20 protein-coding genes are annotated in these 24201 nt (G+C 55.5%); 6 read left to right on the forward strand and 14 right to left on the reverse strand.

Going from position 1 to position 24201, the window contains the following annotated elements:
• Positions 1–26: 26 nt before the first annotated feature.
• Together IEW12_RS06950 and IEW12_RS06955 are read right to left on the reverse strand one after the other, a co-directional pair.
• A complete protein-coding gene (locus tag IEW12_RS06950) occupies positions 27–803 on the reverse strand; it encodes a spermine/spermidine synthase domain-containing protein (protein ID WP_188565199.1) in 777 nt (258 codons plus the stop codon).
• A 33-nt stretch (positions 804–836) separates the two neighbouring features.
• Positions 837–1190: a YkgJ family cysteine cluster protein gene (locus IEW12_RS06955; RefSeq protein WP_188565200.1), complete on the reverse strand. Its 354-nt coding sequence runs from the start codon at positions 1188–1190 to the stop codon at positions 837–839.
• A gap of 241 nt (positions 1191–1431) precedes the next feature.
• Here IEW12_RS06955 and IEW12_RS06960 point away from each other — a divergent pair, with 241 nt between their 5' ends.
• Entirely contained in the window at positions 1432–1740 is a 309-nt protein-coding gene (locus tag IEW12_RS06960) for an EthD family reductase (protein ID WP_188565201.1), read from the forward strand.
• Between the two features lie 85 nt (positions 1741–1825).
• Here the strand turns inward: IEW12_RS06960 and IEW12_RS06965 are convergent, their stop codons facing one another.
• Together IEW12_RS06965 and IEW12_RS06970 are read right to left on the reverse strand one after the other, a co-directional pair.
• Positions 1826–3214, reverse strand: coding sequence for a glycerophosphodiester phosphodiesterase family protein (locus tag IEW12_RS06965; protein WP_188565202.1), 1389 nt, complete (start codon positions 3212–3214; stop codon positions 1826–1828).
• A gap of 188 nt (positions 3215–3402) precedes the next feature.
• Positions 3403–4269: a hypothetical protein gene (locus IEW12_RS06970; RefSeq protein ID WP_188565203.1), complete on the reverse strand. Its 867-nt coding sequence runs from the start codon at positions 4267–4269 to the stop codon at positions 3403–3405.
• A 187-nt stretch (positions 4270–4456) separates the two neighbouring features.
• Here IEW12_RS06970 and IEW12_RS06975 point away from each other — a divergent pair, with 187 nt between their 5' ends.
• Both IEW12_RS06975 and IEW12_RS06980 read left to right on the forward strand, forming a co-directional pair.
• Positions 4457–4999: a demethoxyubiquinone hydroxylase family protein gene (locus tag IEW12_RS06975; protein WP_229750961.1), complete on the forward strand. Its 543-nt coding sequence runs from the start codon at positions 4457–4459 to the stop codon at positions 4997–4999.
• Between the two features lie 478 nt (positions 5000–5477).
• Complete coding sequence (locus IEW12_RS06980) at positions 5478–7610, forward strand: carboxy terminal-processing peptidase (protein WP_188565204.1); 2133 nt, start codon at positions 5478–5480, stop codon at positions 7608–7610.
• A gap of 98 nt (positions 7611–7708) precedes the next feature.
• On the opposite strand, the gene IEW12_RS06985 is transcribed toward IEW12_RS06980, so the two are convergent.
• From IEW12_RS06985 to IEW12_RS07025, 9 genes are all read right to left on the reverse strand, one after another.
• Positions 7709–9181, reverse strand: coding sequence for a M20 family metallopeptidase (locus tag IEW12_RS06985; protein ID WP_188565205.1), 1473 nt, complete (start codon positions 9179–9181; stop codon positions 7709–7711).
• A gap of 168 nt (positions 9182–9349) precedes the next feature.
• Positions 9350–11395, reverse strand: coding sequence for a TonB-dependent receptor family protein (locus IEW12_RS06990; RefSeq protein ID WP_371874518.1), 2046 nt, complete (start codon positions 11393–11395; stop codon positions 9350–9352).
• 290 nt (positions 11396–11685) lie between these two features.
• Positions 11686–12330, reverse strand: a complete 645-nt coding sequence (locus IEW12_RS06995) for a glutathione S-transferase family protein (protein ID WP_188565207.1) — start codon at positions 12328–12330, stop codon at positions 11686–11688.
• Positions 12331–12355: 25 nt separating this feature from the next.
• Positions 12356–12715 carry a nuclear transport factor 2 family protein gene (locus IEW12_RS07000; RefSeq protein ID WP_229750962.1) on the reverse strand — a complete coding sequence of 120 codons (360 nt, stop codon included), beginning with the start codon at positions 12713–12715 and terminating at the stop codon, positions 12356–12358.
• A gap of 121 nt (positions 12716–12836) precedes the next feature.
• Entirely contained in the window at positions 12837–13613 is a 777-nt protein-coding gene (locus IEW12_RS07005; RefSeq protein WP_188565209.1) for an energy transducer TonB, read from the reverse strand.
• A 434-nt stretch (positions 13614–14047) separates the two neighbouring features.
• Positions 14048–15328: an RNA polymerase sigma factor gene (locus IEW12_RS07010; protein ID WP_188565210.1), complete on the reverse strand. Its 1281-nt coding sequence runs from the start codon at positions 15326–15328 to the stop codon at positions 14048–14050.
• Positions 15329–15409: 81 nt separating this feature from the next.
• The gene (locus tag IEW12_RS07015; RefSeq protein WP_188565211.1) at positions 15410–15937 is read right to left on the reverse strand and encodes an SRPBCC family protein; all 528 of its coding nucleotides are present in this window, start codon (positions 15935–15937) and stop codon (positions 15410–15412) included.
• Between the two features lie 29 nt (positions 15938–15966).
• Positions 15967–16395: a YciI family protein gene (locus IEW12_RS07020; protein ID WP_188565212.1), complete on the reverse strand. Its 429-nt coding sequence runs from the start codon at positions 16393–16395 to the stop codon at positions 15967–15969.
• An 84-nt stretch (positions 16396–16479) separates the two neighbouring features.
• The gene (locus IEW12_RS07025; RefSeq protein WP_188565213.1) at positions 16480–16965 is read right to left on the reverse strand and encodes a VOC family protein; all 486 of its coding nucleotides are present in this window, start codon (positions 16963–16965) and stop codon (positions 16480–16482) included.
• Between the two features lie 278 nt (positions 16966–17243).
• On the opposite strand from IEW12_RS07025, the gene IEW12_RS07030 reads away from it, so the two are divergent.
• On the forward strand, positions 17244–17690 hold the full coding sequence (locus IEW12_RS07030) for a winged helix-turn-helix transcriptional regulator (RefSeq protein ID WP_229750963.1): 447 nt from the start codon (positions 17244–17246) through the stop codon (positions 17688–17690).
• Between the two features lie 30 nt (positions 17691–17720).
• Here the strand turns inward: IEW12_RS07030 and IEW12_RS07035 are convergent, their stop codons facing one another.
• Positions 17721–18170 carry a YciI family protein gene (locus IEW12_RS07035; protein ID WP_188565215.1) on the reverse strand — a complete coding sequence of 150 codons (450 nt, stop codon included), beginning with the start codon at positions 18168–18170 and terminating at the stop codon, positions 17721–17723.
• 387 nt (positions 18171–18557) lie between these two features.
• Here IEW12_RS07035 and IEW12_RS07040 point away from each other — a divergent pair, with 387 nt between their 5' ends.
• Positions 18558–20822, forward strand: a complete 2265-nt coding sequence (locus IEW12_RS07040; protein ID WP_188565216.1) for a sensor histidine kinase — start codon at positions 18558–18560, stop codon at positions 20820–20822.
• 215 nt (positions 20823–21037) lie between these two features.
• Positions 21038–23935, forward strand: a complete 2898-nt coding sequence (locus IEW12_RS07045; protein ID WP_229750964.1) for a peroxidase family protein — start codon at positions 21038–21040, stop codon at positions 23933–23935.
• The last annotated feature ends 266 nt before the right edge of the window (positions 23936–24201 follow it).

The raw sequence follows: 24201 nt of genomic DNA on the forward strand, positions 1-24201 counted from the left end.
GGCTCCGTAATTAAATTCAGCTGGCCTCAGTCCACCGGCTGCCAGTTGTTCCTGCGTTGCTGCAGCAGGTTTTGTGCAGTCAGGCGCAAGGCGACATCATGCTGGGGTTCCAGCAGTCTCAGCCGGTCGATGATTTGTTGATCCGGGATGTCCAGCAGCGTGCCCTTGCAGGCGAACACAATCTTGTTATTGGAATCCGGCACGTCAATCGCAAGCACGGCCTCGTCAAAGCTGCGGCGGATGCGGTCCACATACAATTCCATATCCTGCTTCTCCCCCAACAGATTGACTACCAGGATGCCATCCTCCTTCATGGACTGGAAACAGGCATCGTAAAAAGTCTGGCTGCACAGTGGCGGCGGCTGGCCATGCCTGTCGAAACCGTCCACGATCAGCACATCATAGGCGGCATCGGCCTGTGCAACCATTTCCACGCCGTCCTGGCACAGCACCTGCAGGCGAGCATCATCCTCGGGAATGCAAAAGCTGTCACGCAGCGCAATCACCCGCGGGTCGTTATCGACCACCACGATGGATGCCAGCGGTAAATGGTTGTAGCAGTATTTGGTCAGCGATCCGCCGCCCAGCCCTATCATGGCGATCAGTTGCGGCTCGCTGTTGAACAACAAAAAACCCATCATCGCCTTGGTATAGGCCAGCGTCAGGTGATCCGGATAGTCCAGGTGCATCTCGCTCTGAATTGCGGATACATCAAACAGCAGGGACACCGTGCGCCGGCTCTTGTGCACAAAGGGCTTGCCGGAAACGGACTGCTCTGCCAGCTCGTCAAAACCGTTCAGCACTATGTCTTCCTTTATTCAAGTCCCTGGGATGAGTCATACCAGTACATGCCTCGCCTCGACGAAATATTGATGGATCTGCTGCTCTATGGCTGGGTCTGTCATCACCTCCGGCCTCTGGCCGCGCGGGCACAACAGGCGCGGCGTGGTACCGAACAGGCGGCAGATCAGTGGCCGCTCGTCATATACCTGGCAGCCCTGCGGGCCGAGGTGCGGGCAACTCAGTTCCGCCAGCGCCGCATCATGCTCGGCATCGGTCTTGACCGGCAGCCTGGCCATTTCCAGCGTAGACGTAGTCACCGGCCCGCAGCAATCATGGCAGCCGGGCACACACGCAAACGAAGGGATGCGTTCGCGGAAAAATTTAAGTTTGTAGGTATTGGCATCCATGGAAACGGCGGCTATCCGGCACGAACAAAAAAACCTGCGCCATGCATCAATCTAGCCGTCTGGCGATCATAGCATGCGTGCCCCGGCCTATTTAAAAACTTGCCCAAAAACATGAATAAGCATGCTTAAAAACCCCGCCGCCTCGCCGGAGTAGAATGGGGCGAGCAAGCGGTCCACCTTGCTTTGCTATTGCCACTCAAGCCCCTGGAAGTACACGACAATTAAAACGGAGACCTGCATCATGGCCAAACTATTTGCGATTTATCAACAGCCTGCCGACCCCGCCAAGTTCGATGAATATTACTTCAACAAGCATGTGCCGCTGGCCAAAACCATTCCCGGCCTGCGCAGTTATGAAGTAACAAGCGGGGATGTGATGGGCATGGGAGGCAAGCATGCAGTCTATCTGGTCGCGATACTGGGCTTCGATTCGATGGAAGCCATAGGTGCGGCGATGGCTTCGCAGCAGGGCCAGGCTACGGCAGCCGACCTGGCAAATTTTGCGAGCGCAGGCGTAGATGTAATGAGCGCCGAAACCCGCATGGTGTGAGCTTGTCGGCATCCGTCTGCAAGCACAGGCGAAAAAAAAGGAGGCCAGCGGCCTCCTTTTTTTGCAGATTGCGTGAACGGCTTGATCAGCGCCCGGTTTCGCGCAGGTAGGCGGCCCTGGCAGCAAACGCTGTATTGCTGAAGTCGGAAAATACGCCGTCTATGCCAGCACGGTAGAAGTCCAGGTATTCCGGTGTAGGATCACCCTTGTAGATGCCGGCCAGGTATTTGCCTTCGTTACGGAAAGTGTAGCTGTGCACGAACAGGCCAGCCTTGTGCGCGTCGGCAATCAGGCTGGTTGGCGTGACACTGTTCACGTCGGCCAGCGAGCCAGTGTAAGGTGTGCCGTCGGCGTTCTTGTCCTTGAACGGCACGACCTTCCATGACATCACTTGCGGCTTCCAAGGCCCTATGCCATCTGCATAGGTTTTTATTTCAGCAAGGCCGGCCGGAGTCAGCATCACGCCAAAGTAGCGTGCATCGCCTGCCAGGGTCCAGCTATACGGACGGCCATCAACGAAAATATACACATCGTTGGTTTTATAGATCATCTCGCCGGTCTTGTAGTTGACGTCATTACCGTCCACCAGTTGCACCGCCTTGGCTTTCATCCCTGCGGAGCGCAAGTATTTCAGGCTGACCGGATCGAAGCTCTGCACAAATACTGGAGCATCCTTGGCGTTCAGGCCATTGTCGTTCAAGGCCTTCAGCAAGGCATCTTCCAGCGGATGGCTGCCTGGTGCGCCACAGCCGTTGGCGATTGCCTGCGCATTGTTCCAGATCGGGTTCTTGGTTTCAGGATAGACGGACAGCGTGCGGCCGGTAGCCTTGCTCTTGGCCTTGGCGATATCGATGATTTCCTGGAAGCTCAGCACAGGATATTTACCATTCAATACAGTAGGACGCTGGTCGCGCGCATCGTAGGTCGTGCCGCCGAACCATTGCTTCAATTCTGCCAGTGTAAAGTCGGTGATGGACCAGTCATTGGTATGGTCTTCACCATCAACGATCAGGGATTTCAACACTGACTTCGGATCGTTAGGATCGGTCAGGTCGCTCAGGTACTGGGCTGGACCGCTATCGGCAGTGACCGGATATTTCACATTCACCATCACGCCAGGCACAGTGCGCTTGCGCGAGGCCACGTCAGCATTGGTTTTTGCCACATCGGCAATGTTGGTGTTATCGCTCAGCCATGGATTATGGCGGGCAACCAGTTTGCAATCCTTGGTCAGGTGCAAATCGGTTTCCAGCGAATCGGCACCAGCGTCGGCCGCGCCTTCATAGGAAGGCTGGGTCTCTTCGGGGAACAGGCCAGGCAAGCCGCGATGTCCGATAACCAGGGGCATTTCGGCATTCAGCGTGGAAAACGGCAGCGGAGTATTGCTGCCGCCACAAGCGCTCATCAGCAAACTGCCGCCTACAGCCAGGGAAATTCCCAGCGGACGTAGCGACAGGATTTTTTTATTCAGCATGATCACATCTCCAGTTGGAAAAACTGGAGCCATGCTAATTTGCCTGCATGACCAGATGATGACATTCTATCAACCAACAAAACCGGACGCGGAAACAGCCGCCTGGACTGCTTGCTTCATCTATCTGGCTCTATGGTACTTGTCGCACCTTTCTTACTAAGGTCTGCATTGCAGAATCAGGCAAGGAATCAGGCCGCTCTTCTTGCATCTTCCAAAGCGGCGCTCAGCATGGCGATCTGCTCCTTGAGCGCTGCATTTTCGGCGCTCAATTCACTGATCCTGCGATTCAGCAGGGAGACGTCGCTGCCATCCTGGGCGCTATGATTGCCAACTGTATTAGCTGCACCGCTAACCTCTGCCGTGTCGCCCTCTTTCGGCGGCTTCGGCGGCTTGCTGGCAGCTTTCATTTCGCGCACCTGTTTTGCGGCCTGCTGCAATTCCTTGCGCCCGCCTGCAACCGCTGCTGCCTGCTCAGATGCCGGCAATGAAGCTACGGCAGCAGCCGCGTTGATGGAAATGGTGCCTGCCCTTACCGCCGCCACCAGTTCAGGCGCTGCGGTCTTGGTAATTTTCTCTATCTGGCCTATGGTATTGCTGCTGATGCCGGCAGCCTTGGCCAGATCTTCGCGGGTGTTGCGCTTGCCGGCCTGGGGTGCTTCTGCACCAGGCTCCGCCGCCGAATCAGCAACATCCGCTGCGGGGGCGGGCGAACTTTCCTGTTGGACAGCGGCGCGCGTGGCGATTATTTCCTTCTTGCGCAAAGCCAGCACGCCACGCTGGAAATCGGTCACGCTGCGGCGTGCCAGATGATTATCTATCATCCACAACTGCACATCCTCTATCGAGCCGAACCTAGAGTTTTGCACGGTCTTGTATTCAATGCCGTGCTTCTGGCAAATGGCAAGGCGGTTATGCCCGTCTATCAGCGTGTCTCCCCACAGCACCAGTGCATCGCGGCAGCCTTCGGCCAGCATGCTGCGTTCCAGCGCCGCATACTCGTTCGGCGTCAACGGGTCTATGTAGGCGCGCAATTCTTCATTGATAACGATGTTCATACTTTTCTTTCAATTCTTTTATGCGGCAGGGAACACAATTTTTTCCATCTCAAGCTGGAAAAAGCATCGCCCTGTGACGATTCGCGACCAGCATTCTACACCATGCACCATGGCGATTTAGCCGTTTGAAGCAGCTTCAGTGATAAGCTTGCAACTTGGCAAAACGACATTCCAAGCTTGGAGAACCATGATTCCTGCCGTTTCCATGAATGCCCATACCACCCTTGGCGGACGTATCCTGAAAGTCAATCATGCCGGTGAGCAGGGTGCAGTCAATATTTATGCCGGGCAGATATTCATGGCCCGCCTTACCACTCCTACGCTGGTCCCCGAATTGCGTGAGTTCAAATCGCACGAAGAAGCTCATCGCGCGATCTTCGCCGCAGAATTAAAACGCCGTGGCCTTCCCCGCTGCCGCAGCTACTGGTTGTGTGCCGCCGGGGGCTACACACTTGGACTGCTTACCGGCCTGTTTGGAAAGCGGGCGATTGCGGCAACTACCGTCGCAGTGGAAAGCGTCGTGCTCAAGCATCTGGAACACCAATTAACCGATTTGCATGGAAAAGACCAGGATGCAGTAGCCGCCATCTCGGCGATCGTCGTGGAAGAAAGGCTGCATCATGACCAGTCTGCATCCTATCTGCCGACCGGCAATCTTTGGAGCAAACTGATTACACCGGTGGTGGCACTGTCTACCGAGGCAGTCATCTGGATGGGTATGAATATCTAATGCTCATATATAAATAGCAGGCTTGAACCATACTATTTAGATAATACGGACGTTGTTCAGGCTTGAATATCCAAATTAATATATTTAAGACCCAATTTAGTGCCCTTGCCGCTGCATCGAATAAATCTCTCTGAACTATCTTTACAATTTGCGTGTCCAACCACGCGCCAAGCCAATGCATGGTTTAATGCTCAGGGAATACTTAAGTAATTCATAAAGACTGTTGTGAAATCCCTCTGGCGCTGCTGCTCCCACTCGGTGTGCCGCGGCACTTGCCTTCATCGGCGGCTGGCAGAATGCCAGGCAGGCGGGATACAGAACCAGAGTAAATTCAGAGTAATTTCGCAACCGCCACCTGGATTTGATATACAAGTTGCAGCCTACTTGTAAATCATTGCAACAAAGTATGCAGTTGAGCTTGATTTGGCATCCGTACAGCTAATATATATACTTGGCTGAACATTTTTGGAGATTGTGCATGAAGAAGAAACTGTTATGGATAGCGCTTGCGTTTGCTACGGCGACTCAGGCGTTCGCGCTGGAACCTGCTGCGCCGCCGCTGTTACTGCCATTACAGCAACAATCCCAGGCCGCCAACCTGTCTGCGCGTTTCCTGACCCGCTTCCACTACAAGGCGGTACCGCTGGATGATGCGATGTCGGAAAAGATTTTCGACCGCTACCTGAAATCGCTGGACCCGGAAAAACTCTTCTTTGTGCAGGCCGACATAGACCAGTTCGCCAGCGCCCGCACCAAGCTCGATGATGCGATCTATAGCGAAGACCTGAACATCCCTTTCCTGATTTTCAACCTGTACGAAAAACGTACGGTAGAACGGCTGACCTATGCGCGCAGCCTGCTGAAGCAGGGCTTCACGTTTGATACGCAGGAAAGCTACGAGCTGACACGGGAAAAACAACCCTGGCCGAAGTCCGAAGATGAAGTCCGTGACATCTGGCGCAAGCGTGTCAAGAACGACTGGCTGCGCCTGAAACTGGCCGGCAAGGATGAAAAAGCGATACGCGAAACGCTGACCAAGCGTTACGACAACTCCATCTCGCGCGTGTACAAGGTGAAGAGCGAAGATGTATTCCAGATTTTCATGAACGCGTATGCGATGTCGATAGAGCCGCATACCAATTATCTGGGCCCTAAAGCATCGGAAGACTTCGACATCCAGATGAAGCTGTCGCTGGTCGGTATAGGCGCGGTACTGCAGGAACGCGATGAATATACGACGATACGCGAGCTGGTACCCGGCGGCCCTGCGGCCTCTTCCGGCAAGCTGGCGGTAGGCGACCGCATTGTCGGCGTGGCCCAGGGAGAAAAAGGCGCAGTGACCGAAGTAATGGGCTGGCGCATTGACGACGTGGTCAAACTGATCCGTGGCGACAAGGACTCCAAGGTGTTGCTGGATGTATTGCCGGCAGATGCAGGCCCGGACGGCAAGCACAAAATGATCACGCTGGTGCGCGACAAGATCACGCTGGAACAGCAATCGGCGAAAAAATCCATCATGAAGGTAAAGACTGCCACAGCGACCCGCCAGGTCGGTGTGATTTCTCTGCCTACCTTCTACCAGGATTTCGATGGGCGCCGCAAAGGTGACAAGGATTACAAGAGCGCCACCCGCGACGTTGCGCGCCTGCTGGAAGAACTGAAAAAAGACAAGGTCGATACGGTGTTGATCGATTTGCGCAATAACGGCGGCGGTTCGCTGAACGAGGCGGTGGAACTGACCAGCCTGTTCATCGGCAAAGGCCCTGTCGTCCAGCAGCGTAATTCGCAAGGCAAGGTCACCGTGGAAAGCGACAATAATGCAGGTGTGGTCTGGAATGGCCCGCTGGGCGTACTGGTCAATCGCGGTTCTGCATCGGCCTCCGAGATTTTTGCTGCTGCCATCCAGGATTACGGCCGTGGCCTGATCATCGGCGAGCCTAGCTTCGGCAAGGGCACCGTGCAAACCATGGTGGACCTGGACCAGATCGCACAGAGCGACAAGCCCAAGTTTGGCGAGCTGAAAATGACGGTAGCGCAGTTCTTCCGCATCAATGGCGGCACTACGCAGTTGCGCGGCGTGACGCCGGATATCAACTTCCCTGTCATTTCGGATACGGAGAGCTTTGGCGAATCCAGCTACGACAATGCACTGGCCTGGGTACAGATCAAACCGGCTGACTACAAGCCTACCGGCGACCTGACCGACATGCTGCCGCTGCTGCAAATGCGCTATGAGGCACGCATCGCCAAAGAGAAGGATTTCCAGTACCTGCTGGAAGATGTCAACGAGGCGAAAGCGCAGCGCAAGAAAAACCTGATCTCACTGAATGAAGCTGAGCGCCGCAAGGAACGCGATACGCAAGAAGCGAAGACCAAGGCACGCGAAAAAGCCAATGGCGGCAAGGACAAGTCCGATTACCAGGATGACGGCCTGCAAGCCAATGAACGCAACCTGACGGCTGACCTCGCTGCCGAAAAGGCCCGCAAGGATGCCAAGGACGTGATCCTGAATGAAGCAGCCAATGTGTTGGGTGATGAAGTGGACTTGCTGAAGACCAATCACAAGCTGGCGGCACGCGTATTGCCTGGAGCAGTAATCACGGCAGACTAAATGCCAAACAGCAGTAAAGAAAAAGCCGGGTTTGCGAACCCGGCTTTTTTTATCCCGACTGAAGTTCAGGGAGGCACACCGTGCCCCGTTGAACTAACTTAGGCTACTTGCTTGGTCGCCGCAGAAGCGATCACCTGCGCCACCGCTGCGGTCAGTTTTTTGCCGAAAGGTACGTGCAGGAATTCATTCGGTCCGTGCGCATTGGATTTTGGTCCCAGTACGCCGCACACCATGAACTGGGCTTTCGGGAAACCCTTCTCCAGCATGTTCATCAACGGTATCGTGCCGCCCTGGCCGATATAGCCGCAAGGAGCGCCGAAGTACTGGTTGGACGCCTGATCCAGCGCCCGCGACAACCAAGGCTCTGTGGTCGGTGCATTCCAGCCGGTGGCAGAACCCTGGCTAGGCTTGAAGATGACCTTGGCGTTATACGGCGGATCCACTTCCAGCAAATTCTTCAGTTCTTCCACAGCCGGCGCTGCCTCTACCAAGGGCGGAAGACGGATGGACAGCTTGAAGGCCGTACGCGGGCGCAGCACATTGCCGGCATCCGCCAGCGGCGGCAAACCTTCTGCACCTGTCACTGACAGCGTCGGGTTCCAGGTACGGTTGATCAGCGCTTTGAAAGGATCGTCCACCATAGGCAGCACGGAGTTGCCGTCTGCACCGCAAGACCACGGATAATTTTTCCAGACTTCATCGCCGAGGATTTCTGCAGTCTGTCTGGCTTGCTGCAGGCGTTCTGCAGGAATTTCGCAATGGAAGTTGGACGGCAGCAGGCGGCCGGTCTTGCTGTCTTCCAGCCTGTCGATCAACTGGCGCATGATGCGGAAAGTGGAAGGGATCACGCCGCTGGATTCACCGGAGTGCACGCCCTCTTCCAGCACCTGCACTTCCAGCGAACCGCTGATTGCGCCTCGCAGGGAAGTGCTGAGCCACAACTGGTCATAATTGCCCGCACCGGAATCCAGGCATACCACCAGCGACACTTCGCCCAAACGCGGCTTCAATGCATCGATATAAGGCAGCAAGTCATAGCTGCCGGATTCTTCGCAGGTTTCGATCAGGCCGACGCAGCGCGGGCGGGCCAGGTTTTGCGCATCCAGCGCCTGGATCGCGGTCAGCGCGGCATATACCGCGTAGCCGTCATCGGCGCCGCCGCGGCCATACAGTTTGTCGTCCACATATCTAGGGGTCCACGGGCCGAAGCCATTACGCCAGCCGCTAAACTCGGGCTGCTTGTCCAGGTGGCCATACATGAATACGGTGTCTGTACCGGCATTGCCGGTTGCCGGTACTTCAAAGAACAATACCGGCGTGCGGCCGGGCAGCTTGATCAGCTCCAGCGTCAGGCCCTGCACTTTTTGCGAGCGTATCCAGTCGGCCGCATCGCGCGCCACTTTGTCGATATAGCCGTTCTGTTCCCAGGCAGCATCGAACATCGGGCTCTTGGCCGGAATTTCTATGTATTGGGTGAGATTGGGAACAATTTCCTTGTCCCATTTGCCGTCCACAAAGGCTTGCAATGCCTTTGGATCCAGTTTTGCGATAATTTCATCGGAAATTGCCATGACTACTATCCCATCAATTTAATAATGGACAATAGTATGAATCAAAAGCGCCAGCTTTGCTCAGGGCTTTGTGCAATATTTGGAGGCAAACCCAGGCATACGAGCATGCCTGGGTGAAATAGTCGAATGCCGCCCCTGATCCGGCGCGGCATAGACTCAACTCTTCGATCAGATTGCCATGCGCAACTGCAGATAGACGGTACGCGGCGCACCAACCATGCGGCCGGCATTACCGTCGACGTTGCGGGTGTAGTAACGCGTATCGCTTAGGTTATCCACACCGGCCATTACGTCCACGCCCGGCTTGCCCGGCATCCTCCAGCTAACCTGCGCATTGTATACACGGAAACCGGGAATGCGCCCTACGCCGGCGTTTGCCGTTTCAGCCACCGTATTGGCGGTATCGGAAAACTGCGAGCTTTGCTGCGTGCCGGACAGATTGAAGGTCCATGCCTTGACGCGGTATTTCGCCCCCAGGGTGCCGACATTGCGCGAATAGAACGGCACATCCAGGCCTGCCGTCGCTCCGGATTTCTGGATTGCCTCGGTGTAGCTATAGTTGGCATACAGGTTCAGGCCGGCCAGCTTGCCCGCATCGTCAAAGCTGTAGTCAACTGCGGTTTCTATACCGTCATGGTGAGTGGCGCCGATGTTCTGGAAAACTGCCAGCGTGGTACCGGGCACCTGCAGGATCTGGTTATCGAAGCGCAATCTGTAGGCTGTCATTTCAGCGCTAAGCTCGCGGGTCTTCCAGCGCGCGCCCAGTTCGGCAGTCTTGGCCAGTTCAGGCTGCAGCGGATTGGCTGCTGTTTGCGAATTCAATTGCAAGTTTTGCACAGGACCAAATGAGGTCGTGTAATTGGTAAATACCGTCAGCGCCGGATTGACCAGGTAGGCGATATTCAGTGAAGGCAAGGATTTGTTGTTGCGGGTCTCAAAGGTCTTGCGCGCGCTGAGGTCGTCACGATCCGAGGAGATGTGCTCGAAGCGCACACCCGGCGTGATGCGCCATTCGCCATAGGCGATGCGGTCATCGATATAGGCGGCATGCGCATCGGTCGCATTGTTGAAGACGGATACCGCGCCGGTACCATGGCTGCTGATCGTCTCCACGTAGCTGCTATCGCTGCCGCGCTCGCGCAGGTAGCGGTAGCCAGCGGTGACGTCATGCGTAGTCGCGCCCCATTTGATGCGCTGCGTATAGCGCGGTTCAAAACCCAGCACCTGATAGTTGCGCGGCTGGTGCGTTAATTGCGTATTGGCGGTATTGATCAGAGCGCTCTGGCGGAAGCTCTCGTTGTAATAGGCTTTGACTTCAAATTCCTGCGTTGCCGACAGCGTGTTCAGGTAGCCAAGATCTGCTTCCTTGCGATTGCCGCTCCAGAAATCGGTAGGACGGGTATTTTGAAAAGGGTTTGCGTTATATTGCGCTACCGTCAGGCCGCCTGGCGTTCTGGAAGTAACGTCGTAGTAGGACAGCTTGCCATAGACCTGCGAATCAGGATTGATCTGGTAGCGCATCTTCAGTGCAAAATCGTCGATCTTTTCATTGCTGCCGGCACGCCACTCGGTGCCATCCATGCCGGAATACAGCAAGGCCAGGCCCAGGCCGTTTTGCAACTGGTTGCCGAGGAAGGCGCTGTATTGTTCATTATGGCCGCCACCCTGGCTGAAACCGTTATAGCGCACCGATGCATCACCCTGGAAGCCAACTGTATCCGGAATCGAGCGGGTCGTGAAGTTGATGATGCCGCCCACGTTTTGCGGACCGTAGCGGACTGCTCCGCCGCCGCGCACCACGTCTATCGATTCAATATTATTCAGGCTGACCGGAGCAAACGACAATTGCGGCTGGCCGTAAGGCGCCACTGCCAGCGGTATGCCGTCCAGCAAGACCGTGGAACGCGGAGAATAGCGCCCTGTCAGGCCGCGCACGCCTATGTTCAGGGAAATGGCGCTACCTGCCGTGCCAGAGTTATCGGTAGTTTGCACGCCCGGAATACGGCGCATCACATCGCCTATGCTCATCGCACCGGTGTCGTCGATGTCTTCCTTTTTTACAACGGTACGGGCGCCGGGAAAGTTTTTCACGCTGTTTTGCAAGCCGCTGCCAAGCCAGCTGCCTGTCACCTGTATGCTTTCCAGCACCATGGGATTATCGGCGGAACTCCCCTCTGCCTGCTGTGCCTGCGCCAGTGCCGGCATACTCAGCATTGCCAGTGCCACCGCGGCAGCGCAAGGCTTCAAGGCCAGTTCTGAAAAAGTCTTGCGGGAAGAAAAGGAAGGGGGAAGCGATGCCATGCTGAAGTGACTCCTGTGTTATCAATAGCCCAACACCGAGCTAAAAACAGGAAAAGCAATGGCTGCGGGCAAAATGGACGGCTAGGCTAGCGCCTGGCCAGATTTTCAAATGATAACACTTCTTATTCGCAAATAGCAATGATCCTCATTAACAGCGACAGGCAGATCAAAGCATCATTTGAGGTGTGCGGGGTAAGGCAAACTTATTCATCTTCCCCGAACGGGTAGCGGCTGGCCCAGAAAGCCGTCAGGCGCGGATCGGCATCCACCCTTCTAACCACGGCCGCCATCTTTGGCGCTGCCTGGTAAAAGCGCGGCCGCCAGGGACCGAAGCGCGATACCACGGTTACATACAGGTCCAGCACCGATAAGCTCTCCCCCAGCAAATACCGTCCAGGATTCAGTTGCGCGTCCATCTGCTGCCAGCAAAAAGCAATCCGCTCATGCACTGCATCCACTACTGCGTCGCGCGCGACAAGCGGTGCGCCTATGCGCGACACATCGGGCTTGATCCAGTGCAGGGAATAAATAGCGGAAGACACATACAGCATCCAGCGCAGGAATTGCCGGCGCAGAGGATCATCCGGCGCCGGGGCCAGTGCTGCTGACGGATACATATCGGCCAGGTAAATCAGGATTGCGGCACTCTCGGTCATCACTTCGCCATCCGGCAAGACCAGCGCAGGCACCTGGCGCATTGCATTGACTCCTGCTACGCGCTCGCGCGCCGCAGCATCGGCCCAGGTCGTACATTCTATGATGCGATGAGGTATGCCCAGCAAAGTCAGGGCTGCTTCTACCGCAATAGAACCGGAAGCCTGCGCACCGTATAAGACCAGCTCTGCCATAGACGCCCCTTCCGAAAAAACACTGCTAGCGCAGCAAAGTGCGCGCTCCCATTTTAAACCAGGCCTTCGCGATCTTGCCGTTGGCGATTTCGTAAATGGCGATCACATCGAGCTGGCCCTTGCCTTCCGGGAAGTTGCGCGTGACCTCTTCCTGGTCCACCACCATATTACCGACCACCATGCGCTGCACTAGCTTTCCATGCAGGTCAGGCTCCTGGAAACGGGCGACATGGCGCTCGCGTATCTGTTCGGCGCCTTCGGCCAATAGCGTAGATGGATGCTCGAAATATTGCGCGTCGTCGGCCCAGCAGGCGATGAAGGCATGGATGTCGCGGGCGTTATAGGCATCCAGCTGCCTTTGCACGATACCGGCAGGTCCGCTCACAGTTGTATTCATAAAGGGAAAAGTAGAAAGATGCGGAAAAGCTTGCGGGGAAAAAATCGCCGCAGCGCTCCGCTATTCGGGAGGCGCTGCGGCGGAATAGGCGTTTAAGACTGTGCGTAGCTTAATTATCCAGCTTGAAATGAAATTCCAGCACCTTGGTTTGCGGGCTGCTGATAGGCGCATATTTCCAGGCCATCGCAGCGGCAATCACTTCCTTGTCGAAATACTTGGTCGGCAGGGCTTTGATGATCTCTACCCGGGATACTTTGCCATCCGTCTCAACATGAATGCGGGCGCTGACCACGCCTTCGGTCAGGCCGGCACGGGCCGCAGCACCAGGAAAGCCAGGTTGGGTACTGGTCAGCAGCTTGAGTACATTTTGCTCTACCGGCGCGGGTGCCGGCGCAGGAGCGGTTTTGGGGGCCGCGGCGACTACCACCGGCGTGGAAGCAGGGGTTTCAACGACCTTGGGCGCCACAGCCTGAGGCGTTGGCGCTGCGGCTACCGGTATAGGCTTGACGGTCTCGCGGATACCCGAGGCTGCTTTAGCTGTCAGGTTCTTGGCATCCTGCGCAGCCTTCGCTTCCTGGGCGGCTTTCGCTTCTTGCGCAGCCTTCGCTTCCTTGGCCTGTTTTTCTTCCAAAGCTATCTGGGCTGGCGTCTTGGTCGCAGCCTGATCCATCCACTTGGTCACGTCGGCGGTCTGATCGGTATGGCGGACCGCATTTTTAACAAGGCCCGTAGGTTTGGCTGCTTCTGAGCCGGAAGCAGGAGGAGCACTTGCCACCTCTTCCGGTGCAGGCTTTTTGGAACAGCCGCTTGCCAGCACGGCGACACACAAAAGACTCAATAGCAGGGTACCAATTTTGTTCATGTTGTTTTTGACTACCTTATCCATATTGTTTCCAGTAAAAAACCGAATACCAAAGCCAGGTCGATCCACTCCACTACTTACCGCCAGTCACTACCCTACAACTACTCAATAACTACCCAATATTTACCAAGCCTTCACAAAAACTGATCCGTCCCTGCGCCGCAAAGGTGCACTTCGCAACCGGATACTGCCACATGCCGGATCGCCGCAAGCCTTGCTGGTGCAGGGTTTCCTCTGAGCATGCTGTTTCATTAAAGCATGTATGCTGCCACGGAAAAGTTGGCATAGCAATATAGTTGTAACAAGATGTACACAGATTTTTGCTTAATTGTATTGATAATTTTTTTAGGGATTTTTATTGACAAATTAACAAACGCTATAACGCAGTGAACCATGACATGCAGGAAATGTGCCACGAGGCAATAAGAGGAAGACTGAGCGTCCTCCGGGAAGGGAAATCAGGAATTGGCGATGCAGGCCTGAGCGCGGCCCAGCAGCAATTCGCGCTCGCGCAGATTGCGGGTTAGCGATGCGGCCCGCTCAAACTCCAGGCGCGCCTCATCGTTGCGCCCCAGTTTGGCCAGCAGGTCTGCTCTTACGCTGGGCAGCAGATGATAAGACTTCAGGCTGGGTTCCGCCATCAGCTCATCCGCCAGCTCCAGCCCCACTGCAGGGCCGAAGGCCATCGCCAGCGCCACCGCGCGGTTCAACTCCACCACAGGTGACGGCGCCAGTTGCGACAACGCATCGTACAAGGCGGCGATACGCTGCCAGTCCGTATCGCCGGCAGTCAATGCACGGGCGTGGCAAGCAGCGATCGCCGCCTGCAAGGCATAGGGGCCGAATGCACCGCCCAATTCTTCCGCCCTTTGCAAGGCCGCAAAACCGCGCCGTATCAGCAACTGATCCCAGCGCGTGCGGTTTTGCTCCAGCAATAGCACAGGTTCTCCGGATGGCCCCAGCCTTGCCCTGGAGCGCGAAGCCTGGATTTCCATCAATGCCACCAGCCCATGCACTTCCGCATTCTGCGGCACCAGTTCAGCAAGGATACGCCCCAGGCGCAAGGCCTCGTCACACAGCGTCGGCCGCATCCAGTCATCGCCGGCGGTGGCAGAATAGCCTTCGTTAAAGATCAGGTAAATCACACCCAGTACCGAGGCGGTGCGGCTGGCCAGCTCTGCCGCTTGCGGCACCTCAAACGGCACCCGCGCCTCCGATAAAGTACGTTTGGCACGCACGATGCGCTGCGCAACGGTGGGCTCCGGCACCAGGAAGGCGCGCGCTATTTCATCGGTAGTCAGGCCGCCCAGCAGGCGCAAGGTAAGCGCCACTCGGGCATCAGGCGACAGCACCGGGTGGCAGGAGATAAACACCAGACGCAGCAAATCGTCGTCGATATTCTCGACAACATCGCCAGCCAGTTTCACGTCAAATTCGGTCGGCGCCAGCTCCTGCTCTATTTCCAGTTCGCGCCCCAGCTCTTCATGTTTGCGCACCAGCATCTGCGCGCGCCGCAGGCGATCCAGCGCGCGGTTCTTTGCAGCCGCCATCAGCCAGGCCGCCGGGTTATCCGGCACGCCGGTTTCCGGCCAGCGCTCCAGCGCGGTAACCAGCGCATCCTGCGCCAGCTCTTCGGCAAGACCGACATCGCGCAGCATGCGAGCCAGCGACGCAATAATGCGCGCCGACTCCATGCGCCACACTGCTTCGATAGCGCGATGTATGCTGGATGAACTCATGATGAGTGGATGACTGAAATGGTAGGTTGGGCTTAGGTCAAATGCTGCGGACAAGACCAGTAACCCAGTTTACAACAGCCTTCACTTTTCAGTAACTGCTTTCAAATTGACCAGGCCCGTTTCAAAATCCTTGCCTATAATTTGATCCATATTAAAGAACAAACCCATCAGCTTGCTGATATATGGGCTAGGTCCGTGCATGGCCCAGGTGACAGTGGTGATGTCGCCCTGGGTTTGCAAGGCAAAGTCGGCGGTGTTGTGCGCTTCAAACGGCTTGGCGAAATCCAGCTTGATGATGACCTTGCTTGCCGGCGAAGACTCTGTAATTTCCATCTTGCCCGCGCCAGCCTTGCTATTGCCTTCCCATGCATAGGTGCTGCCCAGGCCGCTGGCTGCGCCGCCGAAGTTGCGCTGCATTGCCGGATCCAGCTTTTCATAAGGTGACCATGCTGCCCACTGATGGAAATCATTGATCAGCGGGAATATCTTTTCCGGAGGCGCCTTGATACTGAGCGTGCGCTCGACACGGAAGGTGTCCGGCTTTGTGGCGGCAAATAGCAGCACCGCTGCGATGGCGGCAAGGACAATAAGGCCTATGGTTTTGAACATGCATATACTCCGTATGATGGTGTTTTTATTTATTTTTGATTCGCTGTAATTTGTGCGCGCAAACGCTCTTCCTGCTCGCGCAACTCAGGATTAAATTCAGCACCAAAATCCTCTGCTTCAAAGATCTGGCGGATTTCGATTTCCGATTCGGCACCGGTAGGATTGGGGCAGCGCTTGACCCACTCTATCGCCTCTTCTTTCGATTTCACCTGCCACAGCCAGAAGCCGGCGATCAGCTCTTTCGTTTCTGCGAAAGGACCGTCGATGACTTCGCGTTTGTTGCCGGAGAACTTGACCCGCGCACCTCTGGAGCTGGGATGCAAACCCTCGCCGGCCTGCATGATGCCGGCCTTGACTAGGTCTTCATTGAACTGGCCCATTTCGGTCAGCAGCCTTTCGTCCGGCATCACGCCCGCTTCGGTATTTTTGTCTGCCTTGATGATGATCATGAATCGCATAATGTTTTCCTTTTATTCAAATTCGGCGAGGGCCTTTAGCCCTCTACCCTCTATCGTGTTCGCTTATTTATTCAGAATCAGTATTTATTGTTCTGGGCAGCCCTGTGTCATCTGCTGTTTCATTCCCTCCTGGATTTGCTCGGGTGTCAGGTCACGGGTATGCGTTGCGATCGACCATTGGTGGCCGAATGGATCAATCACCAGGCCATAGCGATCGCCCCAGAACATGTCCGCCGGCGGCATTTTGGCTGTGGCGCCGGCAGCAACTGCCTGCGCAAAGCTGGCATCGACATCTTCCACATACATATGAAGGGTAATAGGTGTGCCCTTCAGAGCCTTAGGGCCCAGCGAACCCCACTCTGGAAACTCATCCACCAGCATCAGCGTGGAATCGCCTATGCGTACTGCCGCATGCATCAGCTTGCCGTCCGGTGTAGGCAAGCGCATCAGCTCTACCGCATTGAATGCTTTTTTATAAAATTCAATCGCTTTGGCGGCATCGTCGCATACCAGATGCGGAGTCAGGGAATGCATGCCTTCGGGAATAGGTTTTACTTTTGCGTTGCTCATTGTGAATCCTCCTAATGGGTGATAAATCATGGCCGGACAAAAGACCCGGCCAAAGCATCAAAACCGGCAGGATTGTTTCCTGCTCTACTCTACGACGAATGGGAGCATGCGAAATCGACAGCGAAATATAAAATAAATAAAATAATTCACCAGCGTGTCATCGGGGCTTGCGAAACCGCTTTTCCCAACTGCGGATACCCCTCCAAATATTGCCTAATATTTAACATCTTCAGTATAGCATTTCACTTGCTTTATGCAAGTGTGCTATGCTAAGTAGTATGAAACGCAGCGAAAACAAATCCCATTGCCCAGTGAACTTCGCGCTGGAAAATTTTGGCGATGCCTGGTCGCTGCTGATCGTGCGCGACATCGTGTTTTGGGGAAAGAGAACCTATGGGGAATTCCTGGACTCCAGCGAAGGCATCGCCACCAATGTGCTCGCCGCCCGCCTCGCCCATCTGGAGCAAAGAGGGATGCTGTCCAAAGGGCCGCATCCGGCAGACAAACGCAAAGACATCTACAGCCTGACTGAAAAAGGCCTGGCCCTGATCCCCATCCTGCTGGAGATGTCAGGCTGGAGCGCGCAGTACGATAAGGAAACCACCGCACCCCAGCAGTTCGTCGCATCCGTCTATGCCGACCGCGCAAAAATGTTCAAACTGGTGCAAGACACCATACGCAATGGAGGCTCGCTGTTCGGCGAGCGGCCATTGGTACAACACTAAATAAGGCACTGCCGCATCCTTGGCGATTTGCTAGGACTTGCCTCCCAATTGCTTGCCGGACTGAATCAGATGTTCGCGCATGCGTTCCTCCGCCTCGCGTAGCTCCGGCGTGAATTCAGCACCGAAGTCGGAGGCCTCATAGACTTGACGCAGCTCCAGTTCCACCTCGCCTTCGCCATCCAGCGGCGGCCAGCGCTTGACCCACTCCATCGCCTCTTCCCTGGACCTGACGTCTATCATCGTAAAACCGGCGATCAGTTCCTTGGCCTCGGCAAAGGGTCCGTCGGTAATCTGCGGCTTGCCGTCCGAGAACTTGATGCGCGCGCCCTTGGCACTGGGCTGCAAGCCTTCACCCGCCACCATCACGCCGGCTTTCATCAATTCTTCATTGTACTGCCCCATCGCTGCCAGCAATTCCTCGCTGGGCATCTTGGCTGCCTCGGTATTTTTGTCCGCCTTGCGGATGATCATGAAACGCATGCTTATTTCCTTTCTGCTTAGTTAAAAAAGTCTTTGCTGCAGATACAGCAAATAATTTATTCAGGCGGCCCCATTGCTACGACGAAGCAGGCTGGCGCGATTCGACATATCCGACACACTTTTAATGAAGATTTACAAAACTCCGGCTACTTGCCGTAGCGCACACTGGTTCTGCAGGTCAAACTCTCTCTTTGTAACAAGATGCGCAGGATTACCCGCAATCGGCATTGCTGGTTTATATTTATTCATGGATTTTAATAACAAAAGGCAATATTCTTATTAAAATCATGCATTGAATGCAATATCCAGTTTTCTGAAAGAAATACACTTCTGTGGTAGAAGCACCAAGATGTGGCACGCCCACTGAATAAGTCAAAGACAGATTACATGCTTAACTTCAAATTACCATCACGTCCACGACTTACCACCCTGCTCACTGTCAGCATTTGCTCTACGGTTGCCGTCATCGTCCTCTCCCTGCTTTTCCTGGTGGATCATTTTGCAGTCGACTACGCCAAAAAAGAAGCCAAGCAGCGCCTGCAACAGCTTTCCTGGCAAATGCGCGACTCTCTGGATCTGGTAATGCAAAAAGCAGTGGGCGACGTCAGCCTGCTGGCGCAACTGAGCCAGGTGAAAGACGCCAAGGATCCAAAAGAAGTCGGCAGCATCCTGGATAACCTGCAAAAAACCTTTCCTTCCTATGCATGGATAGGCCTGGCCAATCCGGACGGCAAAGTGTTCGCAGCAACACACGCTGTGCTGGAAGGCCAGGATGTCAGCCAGCGCCCATGGTTCAAAAGCGGCAAGCTGGGCCTGTATGCCGGCGACTATCACCCTGCCCTGCTGCTGGAAAAAAAGCTGCCTTACAACGCCGACCCCTGGCGCTTCGTGGATGTTTCCATCCCGGTGCTACGCTCGGACGGTAGCAGCCGCGGCATCATGGGCGTGCATCTGAGCTGGAACTGGGCGCGCGACCTGGCAAAAAACCTGCTGGCGCCGACAGACAGCCAATATGGCGTTGAAATCATCGTGGTCCGCGAAGACAATACGGTCATCCTCGGCCCCAAGGCGCTGGAAGAAAAAAAAATCACGTCGCAAAGTGTAGAACTATCCCGTTCCGGCAAGACCGGTGCAACGGAAGAAACCTGGGCAGACGGCAATAGTTACCTGACAGGTTATTCGCAGACCGGGCGTTCCAAAGAGTTCCCCGGCCTGAAGTGGAGCATCCTGGTGCGCCAGCCGAAAGAAGTGGCGCTGCAAGCGTCGAGGCAATTGCGGCACGACATTCTGTTGCTGGGCAGCGTGCTGGGCCTGCTGCTTGCCGGGATTGCAGCAATACTGGCCCGCCGCCTGGCAGCGCCATTGAACGAACTCAGCGCAGCAATCGAAAAACGCGGCAAAGGCGCCAGCGGGCAAGCTATCCCGGTGGTAACAAGCTTTCACGAAGCCCATGTGCTGTCGGTGATCCTCGGTGAAATGGTACGTAATGAAGAACAGCATGTGCTGGCGCTGCGCAAAATGAACGAAGGCCTGGAGTCAACCGTTGCAGAACGCACCCGGGAAATAGAAAACAAGGCACAGGAACTGGAAAAAGCACTGGCCCAGCAGCAAAGCACGCAATTGCGTTTGCAGGCCATCACCGACAACCTGCCTTCAGTGATCACTTACATAGACGCCGGCCAGCGCTATCGCTTCGTCAATGCGCACGCCACCAGCGTATTCGGCGTGATGCCGGATCAGATGATAGGAAAGACGCTGGAAGAAATAAGCGGCGAACAAGCCTATGCAGTGATGAAGCCTCATATACAGGCGGCGCTGCAAGGCGAAAACATCAGTTTTGAAATGACGGGCATAGGGGATAATCAGCGCAACTACCAGTACAACTATATCCCTGCCAAAGATGCCGCAGGACAGGTCGAAGGTTTTTATGCGATGACCTTCGACATCACCGACCGCAAACGGGTGGAAGCGATGAAGAACGAATTCGTTTCCACTGTGAGTCACGAATTGCGTACTCCGCTCACATCCATCAACGGTGCACTGAAACTAATCGTGGCCGGCGTAACCGGAGAAATTGCACCGAAAGCCAAGGAGCTGCTGACAGTCGCCTTGCGTAATGCAGACAGGCTGGTACGCCTGATCAACGACATCCTGGATATAGAAAAAATTGAATCCGGCAATATGGAATTCGATCTCAAATCCAATCCGCTTGTGCCCTTGATCAAGGAGACAGTCGCGGCCAGCGAAGCCTTTGCCGAGCAGTATGGCGTAGTGATGAAGTTTGAATATGCAGGTGAAGACTTGAATGTGAAACTGGACCGCGACCGCTTTGTGCAAGTGCTGACCAACCTGCTGTCCAATGCGATCAAATTCTCCAATACCGGAGAATTTGTAGAAGTGCTGGTTGAAAACAAGGAAAAAACCGTGAAGGTCACCGTCGCAGATCACGGCAGCGGTATACCGGAAGATTTCCACGACAAGATATTCCAGAAATTCTCCCAAGTGGATAGTTCCAACACCAAGAAAAAAGGCGGCACCGGCCTGGGCCTGAATATCTGCAAGACCATCATCGAACATATGCACGGCACGATAGGCTTTCATTCCGTTGCAGGCAAAGGCTCGCAATTTTTCTTTGAGTTGCCCAAGGAATAAATTCCCCTCGGCACTATGTGGTAAGTTTGCTTGCTTTCATTGGCCCTACGGCAATGAAAGCAGCACACCAACAAATATATTTTTGCCAACGCTGTCGGTTTGTACCTATACTGACAATCGCAAATAAGCTGCTCTGCCAAGGCAGCAAATACCTTCCCAATCCCGCAAGTCCCCCGTTGTTGCTGTATCCCTGATTTTTTTCACGGAGAAATAGCATGCGAACATCCGCCGTTTACTTCAGCCTGCTGCTCAGCTTTTTATTGACCGGCTGCGCCACCCAGCCCAGCGCGGGCGATGCAGCGAAAGATACGGCGGCCTGCGCCGGCATGGTTGCCAGCGGCTTCAGGCCCATCGCGTCAGAACGCGATGAGCGCTTCCTCGGCAAGGTACAGGAAGCCACGGCGGAATGCCGCGGCGGCGACAAGGCCGTCATTTTCCGCAAGACACCTTATACCGACTGGTCCAATTACTGGGCTGCCGGTGATGCATCGACGCTGTCGCCCGGCACGACCGCAGTGGGCTCTCACTTGGCCCGGAATGGGCGCGGCATAGACGGCGCACTGCTGGATCTGGAATACCAGCGTATGGAACTGGTCAAGCTGAACCTGTTCGACAATAGCGGCACCTTTGCCGATTACGTACAAGGCCGCGACGGCGTGGACGGCAAGGCCATCAAGCGCTGGCCTGCGATGCGCCTGCCTGCCAGCCATCCCTTCTATGCGCAAGCCGGCGGCGCAGGAACACAGGTCTGCAATGGCGAGCAGATCCGTTTCCGTAACCTGGACGGCAGTTGCAATGACTTGTTCAATCCAGTGATGGGCTCAACCGGCCAGCCTTTCGCACGCAATGTAGCGTTTGAATCCACCTTCCCCGATCTGGGCAAGAATGAGCTTGCACGCAACCGCCACGGCGACCGGCTCACGCTGCTGACGCCGGACCCGCAGGTAATCAGCCGCAAATTGCTGACCCGCGAGCAAAGCGACCCGGCCAAATGCAACCAGGGTTTCGGCCTGCCCGGCTACTCCGCCGACGCCAACTGCGACTACAAGAAAGCGCCGTTCTTCAATGTGCTGGCGGCTTACTGGATACAGTTCATGACGCATGACTGGTTCTCGCATCTGGAAGAAGGCCATAATGACGCCAGGATGATACCGGCAGGCTGCAGCACCAAGCGTATCGCCAAAGGCGATGGCGTCACCGATGTGCCGTTGACCGCAGACGAGGTAGCCAAGCTGGGCTGCCGGCCGGATGACCAGATCGACAAGGGTTACATCGCCCAGGATGGCGATCCGGCCACATTCAAAGCTGGCGACAAGGAGTACCTGAACCGCGCCTACAAAACCACCAGCAACAAGGTCACGGCCTGGTGGGACGCTTCGCAGTTGTATGGCTATGATGCGGTTTCGCGGCAAAGGGTCAAGCGAGATCCGGCCGACCGGGCCAGGTTTCTGTTGCAGCCGCAGGGCTCACGCCCCGGCGAAGGTGAAAAGCTAGGCTATCTGCCGGTGTTCCAGCCGAATGACCCTATCAATCCGCAATGGAGCGGACAGGAAGCAGCAGCCTTTCCGGACAACTGGAGCATAGGCATCAGCTTTTATCACAACCTGTTTACTCGCGAGCACAACGCCTTTGTCGATGCTTTCCGCAAGCAGGCCAGCCGCACGCCGGACGCGGATTCCGGCCTGCGCAATCCGGCCCGGCCGGACCGCGAGATCCGATATCAGGATGTGACGGCAGATGAACTGTTTGAAATCGGCAGGCTGGTGGTATCGGCCGAGATTGCGAAAATCCATACCACGGAGTGGACACCGCAATTGCTGTACGACGAACCGCTGTACCTGGCGATGAATTCCAACTGGCACGGTTTGCTGCAAGGGCATGACATCGTTGCCGCCGCGCTGGAACAGATCGTCGTGAATAATTTCGGTAAATCGACCGAGGCCAAGAAAGCGACCCAGTGGTACTCTGCCTTTGCTTCCGGCCCCGGCATCTTCGGCCTGGGCAGCGTTGTGTACGCTGACGATGCCATCTTCGCCTTGTATGATCCTTCCAAGACCGATATCTGGGACCTGAAAAAACCGGAACATGTGAATGGCGGCGTCAACCATTTTGGTTCACCCTTCAATTTCCCAGAAGAGTTCGTGTCGGTTTACCGGCTGCACGCGCTGGTGCCGGACCTGATCGAATACCGAGAGTGGAACAATAATCCGAATGTGATACGCAATAAGATTCCGGTGATAGAAACCTTCCGCGGCAAGGCGACTGCCGCCATGGATGAACGCGGTCTGGCTAACTGGGCGCTGTCCATGGGCAGGCAGCGTCTGGGTTTGCTGACCTTGCAAAATACGCCGCAGTTCATGCAGAACATCAATCTGCCCCGCCTGCAAAGCCCTACGCAGAAAATCGATATCGCCGCGCTGGACATCCTGCGCGACCGCGAACGCGGCGTACCCCGCTTCAATGAATTCCGCCGCCAGTATGGCCTGAAGCAATTGACCAGTTATGACGACTTTATAGATCGCAGGCTTCCACCCAACTCCACCGAGCGCAAGGAGCAGGAAAACCTGGTCAGCACGCTGCGCGAGGTTTATGGCAAGCACCGCTGCGATGCCAGCAAAATCATCACCGCTAGCCAGCGCAACGACGATGGCACGGCGATCAACGATTGCCTTGGCAACCGCAACGGCAGCATGGTCGATAATATCGAGGATGTGGACACGATAGTGGGCTGGCTGTCGGAATTCACCCGCCCGCAAGGCTTTGCAATTTCGGAAACCCAGTTCCAGGTCTTCATCCTGAATGCATCGCGCCGCCTGTTCAGCGACCGTTTTTTCACGTCCAGCTTCCGGCCCGAGTTTTACAGCAAGTTCGGCGTCAGCTGGGTCAACCAGAACGGGCCGGACGGCAAGGTGATGGAAAGATATCCATCCAATGGGCATATCGTGGAAATGTCGCCGCTAAAACGCATATTGCTGCGCACGACACCTGAGCTGGCACCGGAACTGGATAGCGTGGTCAACGTGTTCGATCCCTGGGCACGCGACAGGGATACCTATTATTCGCTGAAATGGAAACCAAGACCAGATGCTGCGGGGGATGGCGCATTTAAATAGCCCGAGCAAGCCGCGGCCGGCTTATTTGAGATAAGCCGAGCCAGCCGACAGTGAACAGCTTGCAGTTTTGGCGCCCTGCTATCATCGCTCGCCGGTAAGTAACGCACCACTTTCGCCGGATCCTGCCTGCCGCAAGGGCAGGGCATACAAGGCCCCCGGCGCACTGTAAAATAGCGGTTTATACGCTAGCTTCAAGCAAGCGGCCTCAGCAGCGACAATTCGGCGGCAATCCGCCGTAAATCCGGCGTAGCCATATCCACGATTTC

This window comes from Parundibacterium terreum, assembly GCF_014636315.1.
In the GTDB taxonomy this organism is placed as follows: domain Bacteria; phylum Pseudomonadota; class Gammaproteobacteria; order Burkholderiales; family Burkholderiaceae_D; genus Undibacterium; species Undibacterium terreum.